The 22,549-nt window shown below is 68.3% G+C and carries 20 protein-coding genes; 18 read left to right on the top strand and 2 right to left on the bottom strand.

Annotation, left to right across the window (positions count from 1 at the left end; translation table 11 throughout):
- Positions 1 to 34: 34 nt before the first annotated feature.
- The 7 genes from FN976_RS13170 (at position 35) to FN976_RS13200 (ending at position 7,277) form a co-directional block, all read left to right on the top strand.
- The gene (locus FN976_RS13170; RefSeq protein WP_145893491.1) at positions 35 to 1,153 is read left to right on the top strand and encodes a 2-aminoethylphosphonate--pyruvate transaminase; all 1,119 of its coding nucleotides are present in this window, start codon (positions 35 to 37) and stop codon (positions 1,151 to 1,153) included.
- Between the two features lie 110 nt (positions 1,154 to 1,263).
- The gene (locus FN976_RS13175) at positions 1,264 to 2,625 is read left to right on the top strand and encodes a glutamine synthetase family protein (RefSeq protein WP_145893492.1); all 1,362 of its coding nucleotides are present in this window, start codon (positions 1,264 to 1,266) and stop codon (positions 2,623 to 2,625) included.
- Entirely contained in the window at positions 2,625 to 3,137 is a 513-nt protein-coding gene (locus FN976_RS13180) for a GNAT family N-acetyltransferase (RefSeq protein ID WP_145893493.1), read from the top strand. Before FN976_RS13175 ends, FN976_RS13180 begins: the two co-directional genes overlap by 1 nt.
- Positions 3,134 to 4,267, top strand: coding sequence for an iron-containing alcohol dehydrogenase (locus tag FN976_RS13185; RefSeq protein ID WP_145893494.1), 1,134 nt, complete (start codon positions 3,134 to 3,136; stop codon positions 4,265 to 4,267). Before FN976_RS13180 ends, FN976_RS13185 begins: the two co-directional genes overlap by 4 nt.
- 136 nt (positions 4,268 to 4,403) lie before the next feature.
- Positions 4,404 to 5,183 (top strand): gamma-glutamyl-gamma-aminobutyrate hydrolase family protein, encoded by a 780-nt coding sequence (locus FN976_RS13190; RefSeq protein ID WP_255440407.1) that lies wholly within the window; start codon positions 4,404 to 4,406, stop codon positions 5,181 to 5,183.
- Positions 5,180 to 6,556, top strand: a complete 1,377-nt coding sequence (locus tag FN976_RS13195) for an aldehyde dehydrogenase family protein (RefSeq protein WP_145893496.1) — start codon at positions 5,180 to 5,182, stop codon at positions 6,554 to 6,556. The genes FN976_RS13190 and FN976_RS13195 overlap by 4 nt, the downstream gene beginning before the upstream one ends.
- Positions 6,557 to 6,560: 4 nt before the next feature.
- Positions 6,561 to 7,277 (top strand): HAD family hydrolase, encoded by a 717-nt coding sequence (locus tag FN976_RS13200; RefSeq protein WP_145893497.1) that lies wholly within the window; start codon positions 6,561 to 6,563, stop codon positions 7,275 to 7,277.
- 13 nt (positions 7,278 to 7,290) lie between these two features.
- Here the strand turns inward: FN976_RS13200 and FN976_RS13205 are convergent, their stop codons facing one another.
- Positions 7,291 to 7,599, bottom strand: coding sequence for a TFIIB-type zinc ribbon-containing protein (locus FN976_RS13205; RefSeq protein WP_145893498.1), 309 nt, complete (start codon positions 7,597 to 7,599; stop codon positions 7,291 to 7,293).
- Positions 7,600 to 7,707: 108 nt separating this feature from the next.
- On the opposite strand from FN976_RS13205, the gene FN976_RS13210 reads away from it, so the two are divergent.
- On the top strand, positions 7,708 to 8,577 hold the full coding sequence (locus FN976_RS13210) for a gamma-glutamyl-gamma-aminobutyrate hydrolase family protein (protein ID WP_145893499.1): 870 nt from the start codon (positions 7,708 to 7,710) through the stop codon (positions 8,575 to 8,577).
- Between the two features lie 8 nt (positions 8,578 to 8,585).
- Here the strand turns inward: FN976_RS13210 and FN976_RS13215 are convergent, their stop codons facing one another.
- The gene (locus FN976_RS13215; RefSeq protein ID WP_186510876.1) at positions 8,586 to 9,998 is read right to left on the bottom strand and encodes a S41 family peptidase; all 1,413 of its coding nucleotides are present in this window, start codon (positions 9,996 to 9,998) and stop codon (positions 8,586 to 8,588) included.
- Here FN976_RS13215 and FN976_RS13220 point away from each other — a divergent pair.
- From FN976_RS13220 to hpxZ, 10 genes are all read left to right on the top strand, one after another.
- Positions 9,997 to 12,954 (top strand): TIR domain-containing protein, encoded by a 2,958-nt coding sequence (locus tag FN976_RS13220; RefSeq protein ID WP_186510877.1) that lies wholly within the window; start codon positions 9,997 to 9,999, stop codon positions 12,952 to 12,954. The genes FN976_RS13215 and FN976_RS13220 overlap by 2 nt on opposite strands.
- Before the next feature lie 121 nt (positions 12,955 to 13,075).
- Entirely contained in the window at positions 13,076 to 14,803 is a 1,728-nt protein-coding gene (gene atzF / locus FN976_RS13225; protein ID WP_145893502.1) for an allophanate hydrolase, read from the top strand.
- Positions 14,804 to 14,838: 35 nt separating this feature from the next.
- Complete coding sequence (locus FN976_RS13230) at positions 14,839 to 16,485, top strand: ABC transporter substrate-binding protein (protein ID WP_145893503.1); 1,647 nt, start codon at positions 14,839 to 14,841, stop codon at positions 16,483 to 16,485.
- Between the two features lie 13 nt (positions 16,486 to 16,498).
- On the top strand, positions 16,499 to 17,512 hold the full coding sequence (locus FN976_RS13235; RefSeq protein WP_145893504.1) for an ABC transporter permease: 1,014 nt from the start codon (positions 16,499 to 16,501) through the stop codon (positions 17,510 to 17,512).
- Positions 17,509 to 18,513, top strand: a complete 1,005-nt coding sequence (locus FN976_RS13240) for an ABC transporter permease (protein WP_145893505.1) — start codon at positions 17,509 to 17,511, stop codon at positions 18,511 to 18,513. The genes FN976_RS13235 and FN976_RS13240 overlap by 4 nt, the downstream gene beginning before the upstream one ends.
- Positions 18,510 to 19,505: an ABC transporter ATP-binding protein gene (locus FN976_RS13245; RefSeq protein ID WP_145893506.1), complete on the top strand. Its 996-nt coding sequence runs from the start codon at positions 18,510 to 18,512 to the stop codon at positions 19,503 to 19,505. Before FN976_RS13240 ends, FN976_RS13245 begins: the two co-directional genes overlap by 4 nt.
- Positions 19,502 to 20,494, top strand: a complete 993-nt coding sequence (locus FN976_RS13250) for an oligopeptide/dipeptide ABC transporter ATP-binding protein (protein WP_145893507.1) — start codon at positions 19,502 to 19,504, stop codon at positions 20,492 to 20,494. The genes FN976_RS13245 and FN976_RS13250 overlap by 4 nt, the downstream gene beginning before the upstream one ends.
- Before the next feature lie 13 nt (positions 20,495 to 20,507).
- Complete coding sequence (locus tag FN976_RS13255; protein ID WP_145893508.1) at positions 20,508 to 20,726, top strand: DUF4089 domain-containing protein; 219 nt, start codon at positions 20,508 to 20,510, stop codon at positions 20,724 to 20,726.
- Complete coding sequence (locus tag FN976_RS13260) at positions 20,723 to 22,105, top strand: AtzE family amidohydrolase (RefSeq protein ID WP_145893509.1); 1,383 nt, start codon at positions 20,723 to 20,725, stop codon at positions 22,103 to 22,105. Before FN976_RS13255 ends, FN976_RS13260 begins: the two co-directional genes overlap by 4 nt.
- Entirely contained in the window at positions 22,105 to 22,491 is a 387-nt protein-coding gene (gene hpxZ / locus FN976_RS13265; RefSeq protein WP_145893510.1) for an oxalurate catabolism protein HpxZ, read from the top strand. Before FN976_RS13260 ends, hpxZ begins: the two co-directional genes overlap by 1 nt.
- Positions 22,492 to 22,549: the final 58 nt, after the last annotated feature.

The raw sequence follows: 22,549 nt of genomic DNA on the forward strand, positions 1-22,549 counted from the left end.
CGAGAACGGCCAACTGACATAGGATCGAAACAGCATGGACCGCGACCCCATCCTCCTGACCCCCGGCCCGCTCACCACGACCCTGCGCACCAAGCTCGCGATGCTGCGCGACTGGGGTTCGTGGGACAGCGACTTCATCGCCGTCACGGCCAAGGTGCGGCAGAGCCTGCTGAAGGTCATCCATGGCGAGGACTCGCACGTGGTCGTGCCCTTGCAGGGCAGCGGCACCTTCAGCGTGGAGGCGGCCGTGGCCACGGTGGTCCCGCGCGACGGCCACGTGCTGGTGGCCGACAACGGCGCCTATTGCAAGCGCGCGGCGCGGCTGACCAACCTGATGGGGCGCCGCTGCACGGTGCTGCCGTTCGACGAGTCCGCGCCGGTGTCCGCCGAGGCGGTCGAAGCCAAGCTGGTGGAGGATTCCAGCATCTCCCACGTCGTGCTCATCCATTGCGAGACCGGGGCCGGCGTGCTGAACCCGCTGGCCGAGGTGGCGGAAGTCTGCGCGCGCCGCGGCGTCGGGCTGATCGTGGATGCCATGAGCTCCTTCGGCGCGTTGCCCATCGATGCGCGCGAGCTCCGGTTCGATGCCTTGGTCGCTGCCAGTGGCAAGTGCCTGGAAGGCGTGCCCGGCATGGGCTTCGTGTTCCTGCGCAAGGCCATCGTGGAAAGCTGCGCCGGCCGCAGCCAGTCGCTGGCGATGGACCTGCACGACCAGCACGTCTACATGGAGAAGACGGGCCAGTGGCGCTTCACGCCGCCGACCCACGTGGTGGTGGCGCTGGCCGAAGCCATCGATCAGTTCGAAGCCGAAGGTGGCCAGCCCGCGCGCCTGGCGCGCTACACCGACAACTACCGTACGCTGATCGACGGCATGGGCCGGATGGGCTTCATCCCCTTCCTCGAACCGGCGATCCAGGCGCCCATCATCGTCACCTTCCATGCGCCCGGCGACCCGTGCTACGAATTCAGGGCGTTCTACGAAGCCGCCAAGAAGCACGGCTTCATCCTCTACCCCGGCAAGCTGACGCAGATGGAGACGTTCCGCGTCGGCTGCATCGGCGCCATCGGCCGCAACGAAATGGAGCAGGCGGTGCACGCCGTCGAACTCGCGTTGCAGGACATGGGCATCGCCTCAGGCGAACCGGCAATATGACCCACCCCCGAAGCGCCTGCGGCGCCTCCCCCTCAAGGGGGCGCCACCAGCGGCCCGGCAAAGCCGGTTCCGCGGTGGCCCACGCCTGAGCCCGAACTGGAGACACCAAGTTGGCGACGAACAAGATCCACCCCGCCCTCGCGGCGCTCAAGAAGGCCGGCGCCACCAAGGTCAAGGTCGCCGTCAGCGACATCGACGGCGTGCTGCGCGGCAAGTACCTGCACATCGACAAGTTCGAGGGCGCCACCACCGGCGGTTTCGGCTTCTGCGACGTGGTGTTCGGCTGGGATTCGCAGGACGTCTGCTACGACAACACCGAGGTCACGGGCTGGCAGCACGGCTTCCCGGACGCGCTGGCACAGGTGGACCTTGGAACGGCGCGCCGCGTGCCCTGGGACAACGAGGTGCCGTTCTTCCTCGGCGACTTCATCAACGCCGACGGTTCGCCCTTCCCGGTGTGCCCGCGCCAGACGCTCAAGCGGGTGCTGGCGCGCGCGGAGAAGCTCGGCTTCGCGCCCATGACGGGCATGGAGTTCGAGTGGTTCAACTTCCGAGAGACGCCCTACACCTGGGCCGCGAAAAAGGGCGTGGGGCCGGAGCCGCTGACGCCCGGCATGTTCGGCTACTCGCTGCTGCGCATGGCGGACAACCCCGGCTTCTTCAATGCGCTGATGGACGAGATGCTGGCCTTCAATGTGCCGATCGAAGGCCTGCACACCGAGACCGGGCCGGGCGTCTACGAAGTCGCGATCGGCTTCTCTTCCGCGCTGGAGCAGGCCGACCGCGCCATCCTGTTCAAGACCGGCGCGCGCGAAATCGGCAAGCGCTTCGGCATCATGCCCAGCTTCATGGCCAAGTGGAGCCAGAGCTACCCGGGCTGCAGCGGCCACATCCACCAGAGCCTGTCGGACGGCAAGAGCAACCTGTTCTACGACGCCAAGAGCCCGCGCAAGATGAGCAAGCTGTTCGAGAGCTACCTCGCCGGGCAGGTGGCTTGCATGATGGAGTTCGGGCCGATGATCTGGCCCACCATCAACAGCTACAAGCGCCTGGTCGATGGCTTCTGGGCGCCCGTCAAGCCGACCTGGGGCATCGACAACCGCACGGCCAGCTTCCGCGTGATCGCCGGTTCTCCAAAGGGCACGCGACTGGAAACACGCTGCCCCGGCGCCGACGTGAACCCTTACCTGGCGATGGCCGCGGTCATCGCCGCCGGCATGTACGGTGTGGAAAAAGGGCTGAAGCTCACCGCGCCGCCCATCACGGGAACCAACCAGGGCGCGGAGAACATCCCCCGCGCACCGCGCAGCCTGCTGGAAACGACGAAGATCTTCCGCGACTCGAAGATCGCGCGCGACTGGCTGGGCGACACCTTCGTCGAGCATTTCGCGGCCACCCGCGAGTGGGAATACCGGCAGTGGCAGGACGCCGTCACCGACTGGGAATTGAAGCGCTACTTCGAGATCATCTGATGGCCGGCGTGGAGATCCGCTTGCTCGCCCCGCCCGATGCCGCGGCCTACCGCGCGTTGCGGCTGCGTGCGCTGCGCGAGCACCCGGATGCATTCACGTCGAGCCACGACGAAGACGAGCGCCTGCCGCTTTCCACCTCGGCCGAGCGCCTGGCATCGAGCCGCATCACCTTTTGGGGCGCGTTCCTGCGCAGCGAACTGTGCGGCATGGTGGGCCTGGAGCGTGAGACGCGCGCCAAGAACCGCCACAAGGCCACGGTGGTTGCGATGTACGTCGCGCCGGAAGCCGCAGGCCACGGGATCGGCGCCAGCTTGCTGGCGGCGCTGATCGCCGAATGCCGCGCCGAAGGCATCGAATCGCTCGTGCTGACCGTGACCGACGGCAACGACAAGCCGCGCGCGCTTTACGAGAAGGCCGGCTTCCGCTCCTTCGGCGTCGAGCCCCGCGCCATCAAGGTGGGCGGCACCGCCTACGCCAAGAACCACATGCACCTGGACCTGAGCCACTCATGAGCCTCACCAACTTCGCCTTTCCCACCCCCATCCAGTTCGGCCCCGGTGCCCGCAAGGAAGTCGCCGGGCACCTGCGCGAGCAGGGCCTGAAGCGGCCGCTGATCGTCACCGACAAGGCGTTGGCCGCACTCCCCGTGCTGGCCGAGTTCCGCACGCACCTGGCAGGCCTGGACGTCGCCGTCTTCTCCGGCGTGTTCGGGAACCCGACCGCCAGCCAGGTGATGGAAGGCGGTGCGGCGTTCAAGGCGCACAACGCCGACTGCGTCATCGGCTTCGGCGGCGGCGCCGCGCTCGACGTCGCCAAGGTCGTCGGCATCGCGGCCACGCACGAGGGCGACATCATCGAATACGCCTGGGACCACCCCAAGGTGCGTCCCATCGACCAGCCCTTGCCCTACTTCGTGGCGCTGCCCACCACGTCGGGCACCGGCTCGGAAGTCGGCCGCTCCTCGGTGGTGAGCGAGAACGACACGCACCTGAAGCGCGTGATCTTCAGCGCCAAGATCCTGGCGCGCAAGGTCTTCGCCGACCCGGAACTGACGCTGGCCCTGCCGCCGCACGTGACCGCTGCCACCGGCATGGACGCGCTCACGCACAACATCGAGAGCTATCTCTCCCCGGCTTACCACCCGCTGTGCGATGGCATCGCGCTGGAGGGCACGCGGATCGCCGCCCGGTCGTTGCTGAAAGCAGTGCAGAACCCGGCCGACCTGGCGGCCCGCACCGACATGATGATGGCTTCGATGATGGGCGCCATCGCTTTCCAGAAGGACCTGGGCGCCGTGCATTCCTGCGCGCACGCATTGGGCGCCGTGTGCGACCTGCACCACGGCTTGGCCAATGCACTGATGATCGATTCCGTGCTGGAGTGGAACCGCGAGAAGGTGCCGGAAAAATTCGATGAGCTCGCGCATGTGTGCGGCGTTCCGGGTGGCGGCGCGGCCTTCGTGCCGTACCTGAAGAACCTCAAGGCGCAGGTGGGAATCACCGGGACGCTCTCCACGCATGGGGTGAAGAAGGAGCAGATCCCGCGCCTGGTGGAGATCGCCGTGGCCGACATCTGCCACCAGACGAATCCCAGGCCGGTGACTGCGGGTGATTTCGAGCGGCTGTTTCTGGGGGCGATGTGAACCGGGACGCGCGTGCCCCCACCCCAACCCTCCCCCAGAGGGGGAGGGCGTTTGAGTTGCTCCTCCCCCAGAGGGGGAGGGAGCTTGAGTTGCTCCTCCCCCCTCTGGGGGGAGGCTGGGAGGGGGGCTCGCGCCCGTGAAGCAACGCCTGAAGATCGGCATCAGCGCCTGCTTCTTCCATCCGGACGAAGGTCGCAAAGCCGCGCCGTCGAAGACGCTGCAATGGATCGAGCAGTCGACCGCCCACTGGGTGATGTCGCAAGGCGCACTGCCCTTCATGGTGCCGGCACCTGCCGGCGAGACCTATCGCGGCGACGTCACGCTGGCGGACTACGCGGCCTCGCTCGACGGCCTGGTGCTGCACGGCGGCGCCGATGTCTGGCCGGGCAGCTACGGCGAAGAGCCTCTCAAGCCGGAATGGAGCGGCGACCGCGCCCGCGACGAATACGAGATCGCGCTGGTGAAGGCGTTCGAGCAGGCCGGCAAGCCCGTGTTCGGCATCTGCCGCGGCTTGCAGCTGATCAACGTCGCGCACGGCGGCACGCTGTACCAGGACATCACCACGCAGAAGCCCGGCGCGCGCGTGCATCGCGATCCGGCGGCCTACGACCTGAACTTCCACGAGGTCGACATCCTGCCGGACACCCGCCTCGCGCAGCTGCTGCCAGGCGAGCGCCGCCACAAGATCAACAGCGTGCACCACCAGGGCATCAAGGACCTGGCGCCGGGCTTCCAGGCGGAAGCCCTGTCGCCCGACGACGGCGTCATCGAGGCCATCCGCCACACCGGCGGCGCCTGGATCGCGGCCGTGCAATGGCATCCCGAATTTCACTTTCCCAGGCACGGCGTGGTGGACGACTCGCCGCTGCTGCGCGACTTTCTCGAGGCCGCGCGCACGGCCCGCACCGAACCATGACCACTCTTTCCATCCACAACCCGGCCACCGGGGAACTGATCATCGCGCTGCCCGCGGACGACGCGGCGTCGGTCGCCGCCAAGGCGGCAGCGGCGCGCGCGGCCCAGCCGCTCTGGGCGGCCTTTCCCCTGGCAAGGCGCAAGGCCTGCATCGAAGGCTTCCGCACCGGTGTCGTGCGCGACCTCGAGCTTCTCGCCGCGACCATGACGCGCGAAACCGGCAAGCCGATCAAGATGTCGCGCAACGAGCTGAACGGCCTGCTGCCGCGCATCGATTTCTTCCTGCAGGAGACCGAGCGCAGCATCGCGGGCGAGACCGTGTTCGATGAAGGCGGCATGCGCGAGCAGATCCAGCACGAACCGCTGGGCGTGGTCGCCAACATCTCGGCCTGGAACTACCCCTGGTTCGTCGGCTGCAACGTCATCCTGCCGGCGCTGCTGACCGGCAACGCGGTGCTCTACAAGCCCTCCGAGTACGCGACCCTGACCGGCCTGGAGATCTGCCGCCTGCTGCACGAGGCCGGCGTGCCGCGCGACATCCTGGTGGGCCTGGTCGGCGGCGGCGAAGTGGGCCAGGCGCTGCTGGAGCAGGAGGTGGACGGTGTCTTCTTCACCGGCTCCCACGCCACGGGCCAGCGGATCGCGCAGGCGGTGGGCCAGCGCTTCGTCAAGCTGCAGCTGGAGCTGGGCGGCAAGGACCCGACCTACGTCGCCGACGATGCCGACCCGAAGGCGGCGGCCGAATCGCTGGCAGACGGCGCGATGTACAACACCGGCCAGAGCTGCTGCTCGGTCGAACGCATCTACGTGCATGAGCGCAGCTACGACGCGTTCGTGGACGCCTTCGTGCAGACGGTCAAGAGCTACCGCATGGGAGACCCGGCGAGCGAGGACACCTACATCGGCGCCATCACCCGCGCGCCGCAGCTCGATGTGCTCGCGGCGCAAGTCGCCGACGCCAAGGCCCAGGGCGCCAAACTGCTGCTGGGCGGCCACCGGGGCGAGGGTCCGGGCAACTGGTTCGAGGCCACGGTGTTCAGCGACGTGAACCACAGCATGGAGCTGATGCGAGAGGAGAGCTTCGGCCCCTTGATCGGCATCCAGAAAGTGCGCGACGACGACGAGGCCGTGCGTCTGATGAACGACACGCGCTACGGGTTGACGGCCGGTGTCTACACACGGGACGAGGCGCGGGCCAAGCGTGTGCTCTCGCAGGTGAAGGCGGGCAGCGTCTACTGGAACTGCTGCGACCGCGTGAGCCCGCGCCTGCCGTGGAGCGGTGTCGGCGATTCGGGCGTCGGCCTCACCCTGTCCAGGTACGGCATCCAGACGTTCACCCGGCCCAAGGCCTGGCACCTGCGCCAGCCCGCCTGACCGGATGACCGCGTCCGTCCATCGCCTGCCTTCGCGCGCATCCTCCACCGATGCGACACGCGACGCGATCGTGCTGTTCGACCTCGACCACACGCTGCTGCACGGCGACAGCGACGTGCTGTGGTGCGAGTTCCTGATGGCCGAAGGCGTCCTGGAGCGCGCCGCGTTCGCCGCGCGCAACGCCGACATGGAGGCGCGCTACAAGGCCGGCACCGTGGGCGTGGCGGAGTTCGCCGACTTCTACGTGGGCACGCTGGCCGGGCGCACGGCCGCCGATTGGGAACCCCTGCGCCAGCGCTTCCTGCGCGAGATGGTGCTGCCGCGCATCCCGAACGCGGCGCGCCGGCTGGTGCAGGACCACCGCGAGTCAGGTGCGCTGGTCGCGATGACCACGGCCACCAACCGCTTCATCACCGAGCTGACGGCGCAGCACCTGGGCATCGAGCACCTGCTGGCCACCGAGCCGCTGATCGAAAGCGGCCGCTTCACCGGCAGCACGCACGGCACGCTCAACATGCGCGAGGGCAAGGTCCAGCGGCTGCACGACTGGCTGGCCGGGCGCTCGTTGTCACTGGCGGGCCTGCACAGCACGGCCTACAGCGACTCGATCAACGACCTGCCGCTGCTGCAGGCGGTGGATGTGCCGGTGGCGGTGGATCCCGATCCGCGGCTGGCGGCGATCGCGGGCGAGCGCGGCTGGCGGGTGCTCTCGCTGCGATGAGGGCGCCGGCGCCTCAGTCGAAGTCGAACAGCTCGCCCAGGAAGCCCTCCCGCTTCTTCTTTCGGTAGTAACCGCCCTGCGGGGGGTACTGGGGCGGATAGGACTGCCGGTCATCGCGATAGCGTTCGTCCCGGTGAACCGGCGGTGCCGGGACCGCGGCAGCCGCCGGCATGGCGGCCGCCGCCGGCCCCGCACGGTCGATGATCTTGTCCAGTTCGCCCCGGTCCAGCCAGACGCCGCGGCACTGCGGGCAGTAATCGATCTCGATGCCGCTGCGTTCGGACATCACCAGCTGGACATTGGTACACACGGGACATTGCATTCGACGGATCTCCACCAGTTGAGAACGGGTTCCCGGCCGACACGCGGCATGCGTCGCGGCTCATAGACTGAATGATCCCGCCATCCCGGAGAAGTTCTCCCGCCTCGCATGCCGGCTCACCGCCTCAAGATCGGCCTGTCGGCGTGTTTCTCGCACGCCGACCCCACCCGCCCGCTGTTCACCAACAAGACCCTGCAATACGTCGAGCAATCGATCGCCCACTGGCTGATGTCGGCCGGTGCCATGGTCGTGATGGTGCCGTGCCCGACCGGCGAGACGGCACGCGGCGACGTCAAACTCTCGCACTACGCGGAATGGCTGGATGGCGTCGTGATGCATGGCGGTGCCGACGTCTGGCCAGGCAGCTACGGCGAGGAGCCGCTGAGGGACGCCTGGATCGGCGACCGCGTGCGCGACCTGTACGACCTGGCGGTGGTCGAGGCCTTCGTGCAGGCGGGCAAGCCGATCTTCGGCGTCTGCCGGGGCATGCAACTCATCAACGTGGCGTTCGGCGGCACGCTGTACCAGGACATCGAGGAGCAGCACGGCCATCCGGAAACGCTGCGGCACCGCGATGCCGAAACCTACGACCGCAACTACCACGAAGTCGAGATCGTGCAAGGTTCGCGCCTCTCCCACCTCTATCGCGGTGTCTTGCGCGGGCGCGTGAACAGCATCCATCACCAGGCGGTGAAACGGCTGGCCGAAGGTTTCGCCATCGAGGCCTGGAGCCTGCCCGACCGGGTGCCGGAAGCGATGCGCCGGCAGGGCGGAAGCTACATTGCCGCCACGCAGTGGCACCCGGAGTTCCGCGAAGAAGAAGCGAACACGCTGGACGACACGCCGCTGCTGATGGATTTCATGGCCGCGTGCAACGCCGCCAAGGCGCATCCGCCGAAGCCGCGGCACAGCCTGCCGGGGCATTTGCGCGACCGCGCGGCGCGGTTGTTGCGGCAGGCCTTGCTGATGCGGCGCTGAGAGGCGCTTCAGTGCGCCAGCTCGGCGTACGCCTTGGCAAAGGCATGGTCACTGCCTGCCTGCAGGTAGGCCAGCGCGCAGGCCAGGCCGGCGTCGGCTGCGACCGTGGGCGAGGGATGCGATCCGCAGCGTGACTGCATCACGCGCATGCGCGCGGCGTCGGCCGCTTCCGGCTTCGACGCCGCGGCTCCGGGGTGCAAGAGGTTGTCCGGGGGCGCCGCCAGCAGTTCCACATCGGGCGTCACCCCTTGACGGTTCACATGACGACCCGAAGGTCCGTAGTAGAGCGCCGTGGTCAGCTTGACCGCGCCCAGCCCTTCGCCCAGCCCGTAAGTGGTCTGCACGCTGCCCTTGCCGAAGCTGCGCTGGCCGATCACGGTGGCGCGGCCATGGGCCTGCAGCGAGGCGGCCACCAGTTCGGAGGCCGAAGCGGAGCGCCTGTCCACCAGCACCACCAGCGGCACGCCCGGCAGCAACTGCGCGGCGTCCGCCTCCCAGGTGCGCTGCGTGGCCGGCGTGCGGCCGCGCATGGACGCGATCTCGCCCTGGGCGAGGAAGGCGTCGGCGACGTGGATGGCCTCCCGCAGCAGTCCGCCCGGGTTGCCCCGCAGATCCAGCACCACGCCTTTCGGCGCATGCGCCGCCGTGGCGGCGGCGACCGCTTCCGCCAGCCGGTCCGACACCGGGCCGCTGAAGGAAGAGAGCCGCAGCACCAGCGCGTCGCCCTCCATGCGCCAGCGCAGCAGGGACCGCTGGATGGTGTCGCGCGTCAGCGAAAGGTCGAAGGGGTCCGCGCCGGCCCGCTGGACCTTGATGGCGACCTGCGTGCCGGCTTCACCACGCATGCGCGTGATGGCGTCGCCCAGGGGCACGCCCTGCAGCGACCGGCCGTCGACCTGGACGATGAGGTCACCCGTGCGCAGACCCGCGCGCTCGGCGGGCCCGCCCGGCATGGGGGCGACGATGCGCACGACACCATCTGCCGCCTCGACTTCGATGCCGAGGCCGACGAACCGGCCGGTGGCGTCGGCGCGCTGCTGCGCGTGCGCCTGCGCGTCGAAGTAGCGGGAGTAGTTGTCCAGCGTCCGCAGCGCAGCGTTCGTGGCCTGCCGGAACACTTCGGCCGGCTCGCCGGTGCCCGCCGGCACGGCCGCCAGCACCTTGGAGGCGGCGGCAGCCAGCGCGTTGAAATCCGCATCGCTGGCGTGGCTGCGCTGCACCCGGCGCAGGACGGCGGCCAGCAGTTCCCGGTGCGTCTCGGCCTGCTCGCCCGGCTTCACCGCGCGGACGTATTCGGATTGCAGGCGGGCGATGGGATCGTCTTCGGCGGCGAAGGTCGGCGTGCCGCAAGCCAGGGCGGCCGCCAGAAAAAAGGCGGCGCCGGCGCGTCCGGTGCGGTGGGGGCGGAAAAGCAGGTCCATGGCGGCAGTGGATGTTCGGAATGTATGCCAGCCGGCGAAATTCGTCATTCCCCTGGAAAGTAAATCTGCGATTCCGAAGTCCTTGGCCCCGTCGGCGCACATGATGCACAGATCAGACAGTCCGGCCCCTTTTCTTGCCAATGGGCTCTTTCACCTGATTGTCGGGATCGCCTTTCTCATTCACGCTTCCGGCAAGACCACGCATCGAGGTGCCAGCTTGTCCATTTTCGCGGCCAATGCCTTTCGTTGGGCGCTCAGGCTTCTGGGCGACGATGTGTTCGTTTCCTATTCGCGGCGTGACGGCGGCGACTACGCCCTGGCCCTGGCCAATGCACTCGCCGCGCACAAGTTGTCTTGCTACCTCGACCAGTGGGGCACGCCGCCCGGGGCGGAACTGCCCCGTCCCTTGCTGCGCGCCCTTTCCCGCGCCGGCATGCTCGTGATCGTCACGACCGAAGGCGCACTCCAATCGGGCAACGTCGCGGCCGAGGTGAAGGAATTCCTCGGCACGGGGAGACCGATCATCCCGGTCGCACTGGGCGGCGACCCGGTCATCACCCGATCGGAGGAAGGTACTCCAGCCGATGCCGCTGCGCCCGCGAGCCTGGCTCGACTGATACGAGGCATTGCCGTGACGGCAGACCGGGCCGGCGCCGAGGCGCCCTCCGCGCAGGTCCTCACCCGCATCCTCAATGCCGAAGGCTTCACCCGCCGCAATGCGCGGCTGCGCCAAGTGTTCGGTGCCACGGCAGCGGCGATGGCCGTGTTGGTGATCGCCGCAGGCTTGGTACTGCTTCAACTGACGGAACAGGCCGGGGAAGCCAAAGGCCAGGCGATCGAAGCCAAGGACCAAGCCCGCCGGGCCGAAGGCCTGCGCGTCTCCGCGCAACAACGCCGCGAGGAGGCGGAGCAGTTGGCGGAGCAGGCGCGGCGGTCGTTGACCATCGCGCAGAGGAACAAGGCCGAGGCCATCGCCCTCCAGGTCGAGGCGCAAGAGCAGAAAAAGCTCGCGGACCAGGCGGCGAGCCGGACCCGATTGCACAGTCATGGACTGCGCTTGGCAGCTGAAGCGCAGGCACTGCTGACCGGCACGGCTTACCGGGCGGACGCGGTCGCATTCCAGAAGCTGCTCGCGGCGCACGGCGCCGCGCCCGGGGTCGTTGTGGACGGTGCCATGTTGCGCGCGCTGAATTCCAGGCCGGCACTCGAGCGGGTGCTGCAGCCAGCGACGCCATCCAACCGGATCGCGTACAACCCTGATGCGACCCGACTGGCGTCGGGCGGCCGTGGCGTGATCCAGCTCTGGGATGCCAAGAGCGGCGCGTTGCTGGCAACTTCACCACGGGGGGGAAAAGAGTCTGTGGAGAGCCTGGCTTTCAGCCGCGACGGCAAACTTATCGTATCGACGTGGGGAAACGCGGTGCGGCTCTGGGACGGGGAGACAGCGCAGCCAAGGGGGGAGCCATTGGCCCCCCATGAGAGGCGAGTCCTCGGCGCGGCATTCAGCTTTGACGGCAAGCACATCGTCACCGCCGGGTCCGACGGGTCCGTCCGGCTTTGGGAAACGTCGTCCGGCAAGTCTTCACCGGTCGTCTTGCGCGGCTTCAAGGAGAGCGCGCGCAACGCGTTCTTCATGCATGGAGGGGAGGTCATCGTCGGCTTCAGCTTCGGGGAGGGCATCCGCCTCTGGGACGCGGCCACGGGCCGGGTTCACGAACATGCATTCGAGGGGATGCCCAGGTTCCTTGTCGCCGTCGCACCCAGCGCTGATGGCAGGCGCCTGGCCGGCGCCAGCGGGGACGGTGAGGTCTTCGTTTGGGATGCGTTCAGCGGCAAGAAGCTCTGGGGCCCCATCCAGGCGCACGCCGGTGCCATCTTTTCGTTGTCGTTCGATCCATTGGACGAAGTGTTGGTCTCCGGTGGCGCGGACAACCTGATCCGGCTCTGGTCATCGCGGACCGGACAGGCGTTCCGCGCGCCGCTTCGCGGTCCTTCTTTCGGCATCCGCGCCGTGGCGGTCGCACCGGACGGGCAGCAGATCGCAACCGTCGGCCCCGATGGACTTCTCAGGACCTGGGACATGTTCAAGGCCATGGATATAGGCCTGCCCGTGCAACACGTCTTCAAGGCCCTGCAGAAGGGGATCGACGCCGGGAAGCTGGACAAGGCGACGGGCCAGGCGCGCATGGACGCTTTGGCGAACGCGGTCTTCAGCCCCAACCCCGAACTCGCCTTGAGCAGCGACCAGAAGTTCATGTTGAGGACGGAGGGCAACAACATCGAGCTGTTCGATTACCAGCAGGGGAGCCCCACCGAGCGCGTCGGGGCACCGTGGACCGGCCACGACGGGCGCGTGACCAGCGTGGCCTGGAGCCGCGATGGCCGGAAGGCTGTTTCGGGTAGCGCGGACAAGACAGTCCGACTCTGGGACACCAGGACTGGCCGTGCGTTGGGCGTTTGGAAAGGTCATGCCGGCACGGTGGGGGCGGTGGCATTCAGCCCGGATGGCCTTCGAGTGGTCTCGGCGGATTCGGAGGAGTCCTTGCTGATGTGGGACGTGAAAAGTGGCCGTGCCATCCGGCCTCCGCTGCGGGGTCACAGCAGCGACATCATTGCGCTCGGCTTCAGCCCGGACGGCCGCTACTTCGTCTCAGGGGGAACCGATGGGGCGCTCCGACTATGGGATGCGGTGAATTGGGCCTCCATGGGTGAGCCCCTCGTGACACAAGGCTCGGACAAGCATTTCCGGATGGCTGCGTTTTCGAACGATGGACGCTACATCCTCTTTCACGCCGAGGGACTCATGGGGCCGCGCATCATTCCCGGCCCAACCGCCTGGCCCGAGGAGTTGTGCGAGAAGCTCACGTCCAACATGAGTCCCGCGCAATGGCGAGAGTGGGTTTCCGTGGAGCACAAGTACGTGCGCCAGTGCGAAAAGCTTCCGGTGCCTGAATAAGCAAGAACGCTGCACCTTCTGATTCAAACGCCTCCGCAGTGGGGCTGGTGCCTGAAGGCACTGGAGGGCATGTGGCACGCCGCTTGCATCTGAACATGTATTCAAGTTTGGATGCTCAGATATGGTGCACCGTGCGCTCGCCGCCGTTCCCGACCCCGGCCGGTCCCTCGCCCCCGGCGAGGCATCGCCCGAGGCCGCTTGGATCACCCGCGCCGAGCAACCGGTCACCACGTCGGAAACCGGGCCGCTTGCCGGACTGCGCTTCGCCGTCAAGGACAACATCGACGTCGCCGGCCTGCCCACCACCGCGGCATGTCCCAGCTTCGCCTACCGGCCCGACCACCACGCCACCGCGGTGCAGAAGCTGCTCGATGCTGGTGCGCGGTTGCTTGGCAAGACCAACCTCGATCAATTCGCCTGCGGCCTGAACGGAACGCGCTCGCCGTACGGCGCGGTGCCCAACGCCTTCGATGCCAGGTATGTGTCGGGCGGTTCCAGCTCCGGCTCGGCCTACGCCGTGGCGACGGGCCAGGTCGACTTTGCGCTGGGCACCGACACCGCGGGCTCCGGCCGCGTGCCGGCAGGCCTGAACAACATCGTCGGCCTCAAGCCGTCCAAGGGCCTGATCAGCGCCCAGGGTGTGGTGCCGGCCGCCCAGAGCGTCGATTGCGTCTCGATCTTCGCGCCCACGGTCGGCCTCGCGGCGCGGGTCCTGGCGCAGGCCATGGGCCACGACCAGAAGGACCCCTATTCACGCAAGCTCGCTCTTGCCAGCCGGCCGTGGCCGGCAGCGTTCCGCTTCGGTGTGCCGGACCGCCTGGAGTTCTTCGGTGACGATCTCGCCAAGGCCGCCTTCAAGGACGCCGTGAAGCAGTTGCGTGCGCTGGGCGGAACCTCGGTCACGATCGATTACTCGCCGCTCGCGCAGGTGGCGGCGCTCCTATATGACAGTGCGCTGGTCGCCGAGCGCTACGCCGCCGTGCGCAGCTTCTTCGACGGCCGGGAGGGCGAGGTCATGGAGCCGGTGCGCAGCATCATCGGCGGCGGCTGCGGCTACAGCGCGGCCGACCTGTGCGAAGCGCAGACGCAGTTGCGCGCGCTGGGCCAGGTGGCCGACGCCATGTGGGACCGCATCGACGTGCTGCTGGTGCCCACCGCGCCAACGCACTACACGGTGGCCCAGATGCAGGCGGATCCGATCGCGCTGAACCGCAACCTGGGCGCGTACACCAACTTCGTCAACCTGCTGGACTACGCGGCGCTCTCGGTCCCCAGCAGCATCCGCCCGGATGGCCTGCCGTTCGGCATCACGCTGATCGGGCCTTGCGGCAGCGACTGGCAGCTCGCCGGCCTGGGCCAGCGCCATCACCATGCGCGCGGGCTGACGCAGGGCGCGACTGGCGTGCCCCTGCCCGAACCCGAGCCGATCGCCGCGCTGGCGGGCGACGCCAGCATCCGGGTGGCGGTCGTGGGCGCGCACCTCTCGGGCATGCCCCTGAACTGGCAGCTCACGGAGCGCGGCGCCACCCTGGTCGGCAAGACCGAGACCGCGCCCGACTACAAGCTCTACGCCCTGCCCGGCACCACCCCGCCCAAGCCCGGGCTGGTGCGCGTCCAGCCCGGTGGCGGCAACCGCATCGCGCTCGAGGTGTGGGACATGCCGGTGGCGCATTACGGCTCCTTCGTCGCCATGATCCCGGCGCCGCTGGGCATCGGGACCCTCACCCTCGTTGACGGCGCCGCCGTGCAGGGCTTCGTCTGCGAAGCCCAGGCCACGTGCGGCGCGGCCGACATCACGCACCACGGCGGCTGGCGGGCCTACATGGCTTCCCTGAAGCCCGCCGCCTGAACACGCACCTCCACTTCGAACCAGGAGCGCTCTCCATGAAGCATGCACCCCACTCCTCCTACTCTTCCCGCCGCCGCTCGCTGCTGAAGGCCGCGTCGCTCACCCCGGTGGCCGCCTCGGCGTTGCTGGCCGGTGAAGCGCTGGCGCAGGACCGCAAGGACACCTTGATCATGGCCAACGAGTTCGGCCCCAACATGCTCGACATCCACGGCCTGGGCGCCAACCGCCCCAGCTACGGCGTCGCCTGGAACGTGTACGACCGCCTCATCACCTACGGCAGGAAGAAGTTGCCCGATGGCTCGATGATGTACGACTACGCGAAGCTCGAGCCCGAACTGGCCGAGCGCTGGAAGATGGACGCCGACGGCATGGGCGTCACCTTCCATCTCCGCAAGGACGCGAAGTTCCACGATGGCACGCCGGTGACGGCCGACGACGTCAAGTGGAGCTTCGACCGCGCACTCGGCATGGGCGGCTTCCCCACGTTCCAGATGAAGGCCGGCTCGCTGGAAGAGCCGTCGCAGTTCAAGGTGGTGGACAAGCACACCTTCTACGTGAAGTTCATCCGCAAGGACAAGCTGTCGATGCCCGACATGGGTGTGCCCGTGGCTTCCATCTACAACAGCACGCTGGCGAAGAAGAACGCCACCGAGAAGGACCCGTGGGCCGCGGACTGGCTGAAGACCAACGCCGCCGGCGGCGGTGCCTACAAGGTGGCGAGCTGGAAGCCCGGGCAGGAACTCGTGCTGGAGCGCTACGACGATTGGAAAAGCGGGCCGCTGCCGAAGATCAAGCGCATCATCCAGCGGGACATCCCGTCGGCCGGCAACCGGCGTGCGCTGCTGCAGCGCGGCGACATCGACATGACGTACTCGCTGCCGCCCAAGGATTTCTCCGACTTCGCCGGCGACAAGGGCAAGATCAAGGTGAGCAGCCTGCCCGTGGAGAACGCCCTGTTCTACCTGGGCATGAACACCACCAAGCCGCCCTTCAACAATCCCAAGGTGCGTCAGGCCGTGGCCTACGCACTGCCCTACGACAAGATCCACGAAGCGGCGTTCTACGGCCGTGGCATCAAGATGAGCGGCGGTGCCGCTGCGCCCAAGGCGCCGGTCTGGCCGCAGCCGCATGCCTACGTGACGGACCTGGCCAAGGCCAAGGCCCTGATGGCGGAATCCGGCGTCGGGCCCATCGAGACCACGCTGTCCTACGACCTCGGCTCCGCCACGGTGGGCGAGCCCTCCGCCATCCTCGTGCAGGAGGCGCTGGCCCAGATCGGCATCAAGACGACGCTCAACAAGGTGCCTGGCGCCAACTGGCGGGCGGCCCTGCTGAAGAAGGACATGCCGATGATCCTGAACCGCTTCGGCGGCTGGCTGAACTACCCCGAGTACTTCTTCTTCTGGTGCTACCACGGGCAGGACGCCGTGTTCAACACCATGAGTTACAAGAACGCGACGCTCGACAAGATGATCACCAACGCCCGCTTCGCGGAAAGCAAGCCGCTCTACGACGGCATGGTGAAGGACATGATCAAGCTGGCGCACGACGAGGCGCCACGCATCCCGCTGGTGCAGCCGATCATGGATGTGGCGATGCAGCCCAATATCAGCGGCTACACCTACTGGTTCCACCTGGAGCCGGACTACCGGCAGCTGGTCAAGGGCGCCGTTCCCGCATAGGGCGAACGCCGCAATGGCCCTCATTGTCCTCAAACGCCTGCTGGGTGCGCTGCCGAACCTGTTCGGCATCGTGCTCATCACCTTCCTGCTGACGCGGGCGCTGCCGGGCGACCCGGCGGCGTTCTTCGCGGGGCCGGCCGGCACCAAGGAGGCGGTGGAGCAGGTGCGCGAGAAGCTGGGGTTGAACAAGTCGCTGCCCGAGCAGTTCGTGATCTACCTGAAAGACCTGTCCCGGGGCGACCTGGGCAACGCGCTCTCCACCGGCCAGCCGGTGCGCGAAGAGATCATCACGCGGCTGCCGGCTTCGCTGGAGCTGGTCCTGGCCTCCCTGCTGTTCGCGGTCGTCGTGGCCATCCCGCTCGGCATCGCGGCGGCGCGGCATCCGAACTCCTGGATCGACCATGCCTGCCGGCTGGTCACGACCGCCGGCGTGTCGCTCCCGACTTTCTTCACCGGGCTGCTGCTCACCTACCTGCTGTACTTCGTGCTCGGCTGGGCGCCATCGCCGATCGGCCGGCTGGACCCCTACCTCACGGCGCCGAAGACGATCACGGGCCTCTACACGCTCGACAGCCTGCTGGCGGGCAACATTCCGCTCTTCATCGCCAGCGCCAAGCAGATGATCCTGCCCGTGCTGACACTCGGGATCTTCGTCCTGGCGCCGCTGGCGCGCATGACCCGCGCGTCGATGATTGCCGTGTTGTCGGCGGATTTCGTGCGCACCGCGCGCGCGTCGGGCCTGTCCACGACGACGGTGCTGGTGCGCTACGCCTTCCGCAACGCGCTGCTGCCCGTGGTCACCACCATGGGCATGGTGTTCTCCTTCCTGCTGGGCATGAGCGTGATCGTGGAGAAGGTGTTCGCCTGGCCCGGTGTCGGTTCGTTCGCGCTCGAAGCCCTGGTGGCGAGCGACTACGCGCCGGTGCAGGGCTTCGTGCTGACGATGGCGCTGCTCTACACGCTGTTGAACCTGGCGATCGACATGCTCTATGTGGTGATCGATCCGCGCGTGAGGCTGGCGGCATGAGTGCGGTCTTGCGAGAAGGCGGGGATTCGCTCCCTCCCCCTCTGGGGGAGGGCGGGGGTGGGGGCGCGCCTGTCGTGGTGGTGCCGGAAGTTGCTGAAGTCGTGACGCACGGCGCCCCCCCCCCAACCCTCCCCCAGGGGGGGAGGGAGAAAAACAAGAAGACGTTCTGGTCCCACGCCCGCTACGTCCTCTCCGACAACCCCGTCACCCTGATTGCGGCCGCGCTGTTCGCGATGTTCGTGCTGCTCGCCATCATCGGCCCCTGGATCGTCCCGTACGACCCGCTCGCCACCAACGTCGGTCCGGCCATGACCGCGCCCAACGGCAAGCACTGGTTCGGCACCGATTCGCTGGGCCGCGACATCTTTTCGCGCGTCGTCGTCGCCACCCGCGTCGATTTCATCATCGCGCTGTCGGCCGTCGGCGTGTCGTTCGTCATCGGTGGCCTGCTGGGCGCCGCGGCCGGCTACTTCGGCGGCTGGATGGAGAAGATCGTCATGCGCGGCTGCGACATGGTGATGAGCTTCCCCCTGTTCGTGCTGGCGATGGGCATCGTCGCGGCGCTGGGCAACTCGATCTTCAACATCATCCTCGCGACGGCAGTGGTGAACCTGCCCTTCTACATCCGCGTGGCGCGCACGGAGGTCAACGTGCGGCGCGAAGCCGGCTTCGTCGAAGCCGCGCGATTGGCAGGCAACGGCGACGCCCGCATCCTGCTGATGCACCTGATCCCGAACGCGATGCCGCCGATGATGGTGCAGGTCTCGCTGAACATGGGCTGGGCGATCCTGAACGCCGCAGGCCTGTCCTTCATCGGGCTGGGCGTGAGCCCACCCGCGGCCGAGTGGGGAATCATGGTGGCCGAAGGCGCGGGCTACATCATCTCCGGCGAGTGGTGGGTGGCCCTCTTCCCAGGCTCGGTGCTGATGCTGGCCGTGTTCACTTTCAACCTGCTGGGTGATGGCTTGCGCGACCTCATCGACCCCAGGAAGAGAACATGAGCGCCACCGCCCTGCTCGACGTGAAGCAGCTGTCGCTGCAGTTCCGCACGCGCGACGGCGTGGTGCGCGCGCTCGAAGACGTGACGCTCACCATCGCCAAGGGCGAGACCGTGGGCCTGGTCGGTGAGTCCGGCTCCGGCAAGAGCGTGCTGGCCTATGCCATCCTGGGCCTGTCGGACGCCGCCGCGCGCATCACGCAAGGCTCCGCGCACTTCGACGGGCTGGACCTGCTGGCCGCGAGGGAGTCCGACCTGCAGGAAGTGCGCGGCCGCGAGGTCTCGATGATCTTCCAGAACCCCAAGGTGGCGCTGAACCCGATCCGCAAGGTCGGCCACCAGCTGGAGGATGTCCTGGCCCGCCACACCACGACGCTGCGGGCGGATCTGCGCAAGCGCGCCGTGCAGTGCCTGGCCGACATGAAGATCCCCGACCCCGAGCGGCGCTACCACGCCTACCCGTTCGAGCTCTCGGGTGGCCTGTGCCAGCGCGTGATGATCGCGCTGGCGCTGGCCTGCGGCCCCAAGCTGCTGATCGCCGACGAACCCACGACCGGCCTGGACGTGACCACGCAGGCGGCAATCATGGCGCTGATCAAGGAGCAGACCGTCAAGCGCGGCATGGCCATGCTGCTGATCACGCACGACCTCGGGCTGGCACGCGAACAGTGCGACCGCATCGTCGTGATGCACGCCGGACACATGGTGGAGTCGGCGCCGACCGAGACGCTGTTCACCCGCCCGCTGCATCCCTACACGCGGCAGCTGATCGGCGCGACCCCGGTGGGGCGCGCGTCGCTCGAAGAGTTGACCGCCATCGGCGGCAGCCTGCCGGACTTGCGGCGCGCTGATTTGCCGACGTGCCGGTTTTCCGAGCGTTGCGGCGAGCGGATGGAGGCTTGCAGCGGGGCATTGCCGGAGGTGGCCGACGGGACCCACCTGGTTCGTTGCCATCGGGTGAGCGCGCGCTCCGCCATCCCGGAGACCACCCCATGACCGCCGCCCTCCTCGAAGTCATGGACCTCGCCAAGCGCTTCCCGGTGAAGACGCCGCAGGGCAAGGGCCTGCTGCACGCCGTCGATGGCGTCAGCTTCCGCATCGAAGCCGGCGAGACGGTGGGCCTGGTCGGTGAATCCGGCTGCGGCAAGTCCACGCTGGTGCGCCTGCTCACCCGGACGCTGGCGGTGAGTGACGGGCAGATCCGCTTCCTCGGCGCCGACCTCGGCCTGATCGCCCCCGAGCTCATGCCCTCGCACAAGACGCGGCGCGAGGTGCAGATGGTGTTCCAGGACGCGCACGACAGCCTGAATCCGCGCTATACCGCCTTCGACACGATCGCCGAGCCGCTGCGGCTGCTGGCCGGCATCAAGGACGCCGCGGAACTGGAGCGCCAGGTGGAAGAGATCGCCCGCCTCACCGGCTTGCCGGGCGAGCTGCTCTCGCGCTTTCCGCACCAGCTCTCCGGCGGGCAGAAGGCGCGCGTGGGCATCGCCCGCGCCGCTGTCCTGCGGCCACGGCTGCTGGTGCTGGACGAGCCGACCGCCGCGCTCGACGTGTCGGTGCAGGTCGTCATCCTGCAGCTGCTGGCGGGACTGAAGCGCGAGCTGGGCATGAGCTTCCTGTTCGTCTCGCACGACCTGAACGTGGTGCGCCTGCTGTGCGACCGCGTGCTGGTGATGTATCTGGGGCGTGTTGTCGAGAGCGGCCCGGCCGCGGAGGTCTTCGCCAACCCGCGCCATCCGTACACACGCGCGCTCATCGCCTCCATCCCCGGGTCCGGCCGAGACGCCGGGGCCCACCTGTTGCCTGGCGAACCGCAAAGCCCGATCCAGGTGAGCGGGGCGGCCGCCGCGACGCGCTGCCACTTCCACGGCCGCTGCCCGCATGGCGCCGCCGATTGCGAGAGCAGTGCACCGGCCTTGCGCGAAGTCGGCGTGGCCCGCGAAGCCGCCTGCCATTTCACCGGTTCCCTGCCTGCCTTCTAGCCGAGAAACCAACATGGAAGAGTCTGAAGTCCTCCAATACGTGAAGTCCGCCGCGCTGGCCGTGGGCCTGCCCCTGGACGAGGCGCGCGCCGCCGCCGTCGCGCAGCACTTCGGCCGGACGATCGCCATCGCACGCGCGCTGGACCACGCCCCGCTGGCGCCGGAACATGAACTGGCCGAGATCTACCGGCCGGCGCCCTTCCCGCCCCTGGTGCCGGAGGGCGACGCATGAAGACGGCTGAACTCCTGCGCGCGGTCGCCAGCGGCGAACGCAGCGCCCGCGAAGTCTGCGATGCCGCCATCGCACGAGTCGAAGCGACGGACCCCCAGGTCAACGCCTTCACCGAGCGTGGCTGGACCCGGGCGCGTGCCGAGGCCGACGCGGTCGACGCGAGCCGGGCGCGCGGCGACGTGCTGCCGCCCCTGGCCGGCCTGCCCTATGCCGTCAAGAACCTCTTCGACCTCGAAGGCGTCATCACGCTCGCCGGCTCGAAGATCAATCGCGACCTGCCGCCGGCCCGCGAAGACGCGGTCCTGGTGCAACGGCTGAAAGCCGCGGGCGCGGTGCTGGTCGGCGCGCTCAACATGGACGAGTACGCCTACGGCTTCACCACCGAGAACACGCACTACGGTCCCACGCGCAATCCGCACGACCTGACACGCATGTCCGGCGGCTCTTCTGGAGGTTCCGGCGCGGCCGTGGCAGCCGGCCAGGTGCCGTTGACGCTGGGCTCCGACACCAACGGCTCGATCCGCGTGCCGTCATCGCTCTGTGGCGTGTGGGGGCTCAAGCCCACCTTCGGCCGGCTGTCGCGGCGCGGCAGCTATCCCTTCGTCCACAGCATCGATCACCTGGGGCCCATCGCCGACAGCGTGGAAGGGCTGGCCCTCAGTTACGACGCCATGCAGGGCGCCGACCCGCTGGACCCGGGCTGCCACGCGCTGCGTGTGCAACCGGCGGCGGCTTCGCTGGGGCACGGTGTGGCGGGCCTGCGCATCGGCATCCTGGCCGGCTATTTCCACGACACCGCGTCGCCGGCTGCCCGCTCGGTCGCGGCGCGCGCCGCCACCGCGCTGGGCGCCATCGCCGTGGCGGACTGGCCGGACGCCGGCCTGGCCCGCGCCGCCGCCTTCATCATCACGGCCAGTGAGGGCGGCAGCCTGCACCTGAAGGACTTGCGGCAGCGGCCGCAGGACTTCGAGCCGCTCTCGGTGGATCGCTTCATCTCGGGCCTGCTGCAGCCCGCCGACTGGTATCTCAAGGCGCAGCGCTTCCGCCGCATCTACCGCGACCGCGTGAACGCGCTGTTCCAGGACTGGGATGTGCTCATCACGCCGGCGACCCCGGTCAGCTCGCCCGTGATCGGCACAGACTGGCTGGAGATCAATGGCGTGAAGCATCCCAGCCGTCCCGCCATGGGCCTGCTCACGCAACCCATCTCCTTCGCTGGGTGCCCGGTCGTGGCCGCGCCGATGTGGCCTGAGGGAACGGGCGGCATGCCGATCGGCGTGCAGCTGATTGCGGCGCCCTGGCGGGAAGACTTGTGTTTGCGGGCGGCGAAGGTGCTGCAGGACGCGGGCGTGGCTGCGTTGAAGGAGCCAACGCTGTGATGAACGTCAACCTCCCCGAGGTCCTCGCCGAAGTCACGGCGCAATTCGCGCGCTACGAGCTCGCGCTCACGACCAACGACGTCGCCGTGCTCGACGAGCTGTTCTGGAACAGTCCGCACACGCTGCGCTACGGCGTCACCGAAAACCTGTACGGCTACGACGCGATCGCCAGCTTCCGCGCGGGGCGGCCGGCCCAGGGCCTGCAACGCGAGGTCCTGAAGACCGTCATCACCACCTTCGGCCGCGACTTCGCCACGGCCAACATCGAATTTCGCCGCAATGGCAGCGACAAGACCGGGCGGCAGAGCCAGGCCTGGCTGCGCACGCCGGCAGGCTGGCGCGTGGTGGCCGCCCACGTCAGCCTGTTGCTTGCGCCCGTGGGCTGAGCACCTTGCACGATTCCTGCTAACCCTTTTTCCATGTCAACCGTGAGGAGTGAGAAAC

This window comes from Caenimonas sedimenti, assembly GCF_007833165.1.
GTDB classification, from domain to species: Bacteria; Pseudomonadota; Gammaproteobacteria; order Burkholderiales; family Burkholderiaceae_C; genus Ramlibacter; species Ramlibacter sedimenti.

Excerpts from the sequence above, each read along its gene's own strand:
- FN976_RS13240 (WP_145893505.1), top strand. The coding sequence starts at position 17,509 with ATGAGTGCGGTCTTGCGAGAAGGCGGGGATTCGCTCCCTCCCCCTCTG.
- atzF (WP_145893502.1), top strand. The coding sequence starts at position 13,076 with ATGGTGCACCGTGCGCTCGCCGCCGTTCCCGACCCCGGCCGGTCCCTC.
- FN976_RS13195 (WP_145893496.1), top strand. The coding sequence starts at position 5,180 with ATGACCACTCTTTCCATCCACAACCCGGCCACCGGGGAACTGATCATC.
- FN976_RS13200 (WP_145893497.1), top strand. The coding sequence starts at position 6,561 with ATGACCGCGTCCGTCCATCGCCTGCCTTCGCGCGCATCCTCCACCGAT.
- FN976_RS13215 (WP_186510876.1), bottom strand. The coding sequence starts at position 9,998 with ATGGACCTGCTTTTCCGCCCCCACCGCACCGGACGCGCCGGCGCCGCC.
- hpxZ (WP_145893510.1), top strand. The coding sequence starts at position 22,105 with ATGAACGTCAACCTCCCCGAGGTCCTCGCCGAAGTCACGGCGCAATTC.
- FN976_RS13235 (WP_145893504.1), top strand. The coding sequence starts at position 16,499 with ATGGCCCTCATTGTCCTCAAACGCCTGCTGGGTGCGCTGCCGAACCTG.
- FN976_RS13260 (WP_145893509.1), top strand. The coding sequence starts at position 20,723 with ATGAAGACGGCTGAACTCCTGCGCGCGGTCGCCAGCGGCGAACGCAGC.
- FN976_RS13180 (WP_145893493.1), top strand. The coding sequence starts at position 2,625 with ATGGCCGGCGTGGAGATCCGCTTGCTCGCCCCGCCCGATGCCGCGGCC.
- FN976_RS13170 (WP_145893491.1), top strand. The coding sequence starts at position 35 with ATGGACCGCGACCCCATCCTCCTGACCCCCGGCCCGCTCACCACGACC.
- FN976_RS13210 (WP_145893499.1), top strand. The coding sequence starts at position 7,708 with ATGCCGGCTCACCGCCTCAAGATCGGCCTGTCGGCGTGTTTCTCGCAC.
- FN976_RS13250 (WP_145893507.1), top strand. The coding sequence starts at position 19,502 with ATGACCGCCGCCCTCCTCGAAGTCATGGACCTCGCCAAGCGCTTCCCG.
- FN976_RS13230 (WP_145893503.1), top strand. The coding sequence starts at position 14,839 with ATGAAGCATGCACCCCACTCCTCCTACTCTTCCCGCCGCCGCTCGCTG.
- FN976_RS13255 (WP_145893508.1), top strand. The coding sequence starts at position 20,508 with ATGGAAGAGTCTGAAGTCCTCCAATACGTGAAGTCCGCCGCGCTGGCC.
- FN976_RS13245 (WP_145893506.1), top strand. The coding sequence starts at position 18,510 with ATGAGCGCCACCGCCCTGCTCGACGTGAAGCAGCTGTCGCTGCAGTTC.
- FN976_RS13220 (WP_186510877.1), top strand. The coding sequence starts at position 9,997 with ATGGCGGCAGTGGATGTTCGGAATGTATGCCAGCCGGCGAAATTCGTC.
- FN976_RS13185 (WP_145893494.1), top strand. The coding sequence starts at position 3,134 with ATGAGCCTCACCAACTTCGCCTTTCCCACCCCCATCCAGTTCGGCCCC.
- FN976_RS13205 (WP_145893498.1), bottom strand. The coding sequence starts at position 7,599 with ATGCAATGTCCCGTGTGTACCAATGTCCAGCTGGTGATGTCCGAACGC.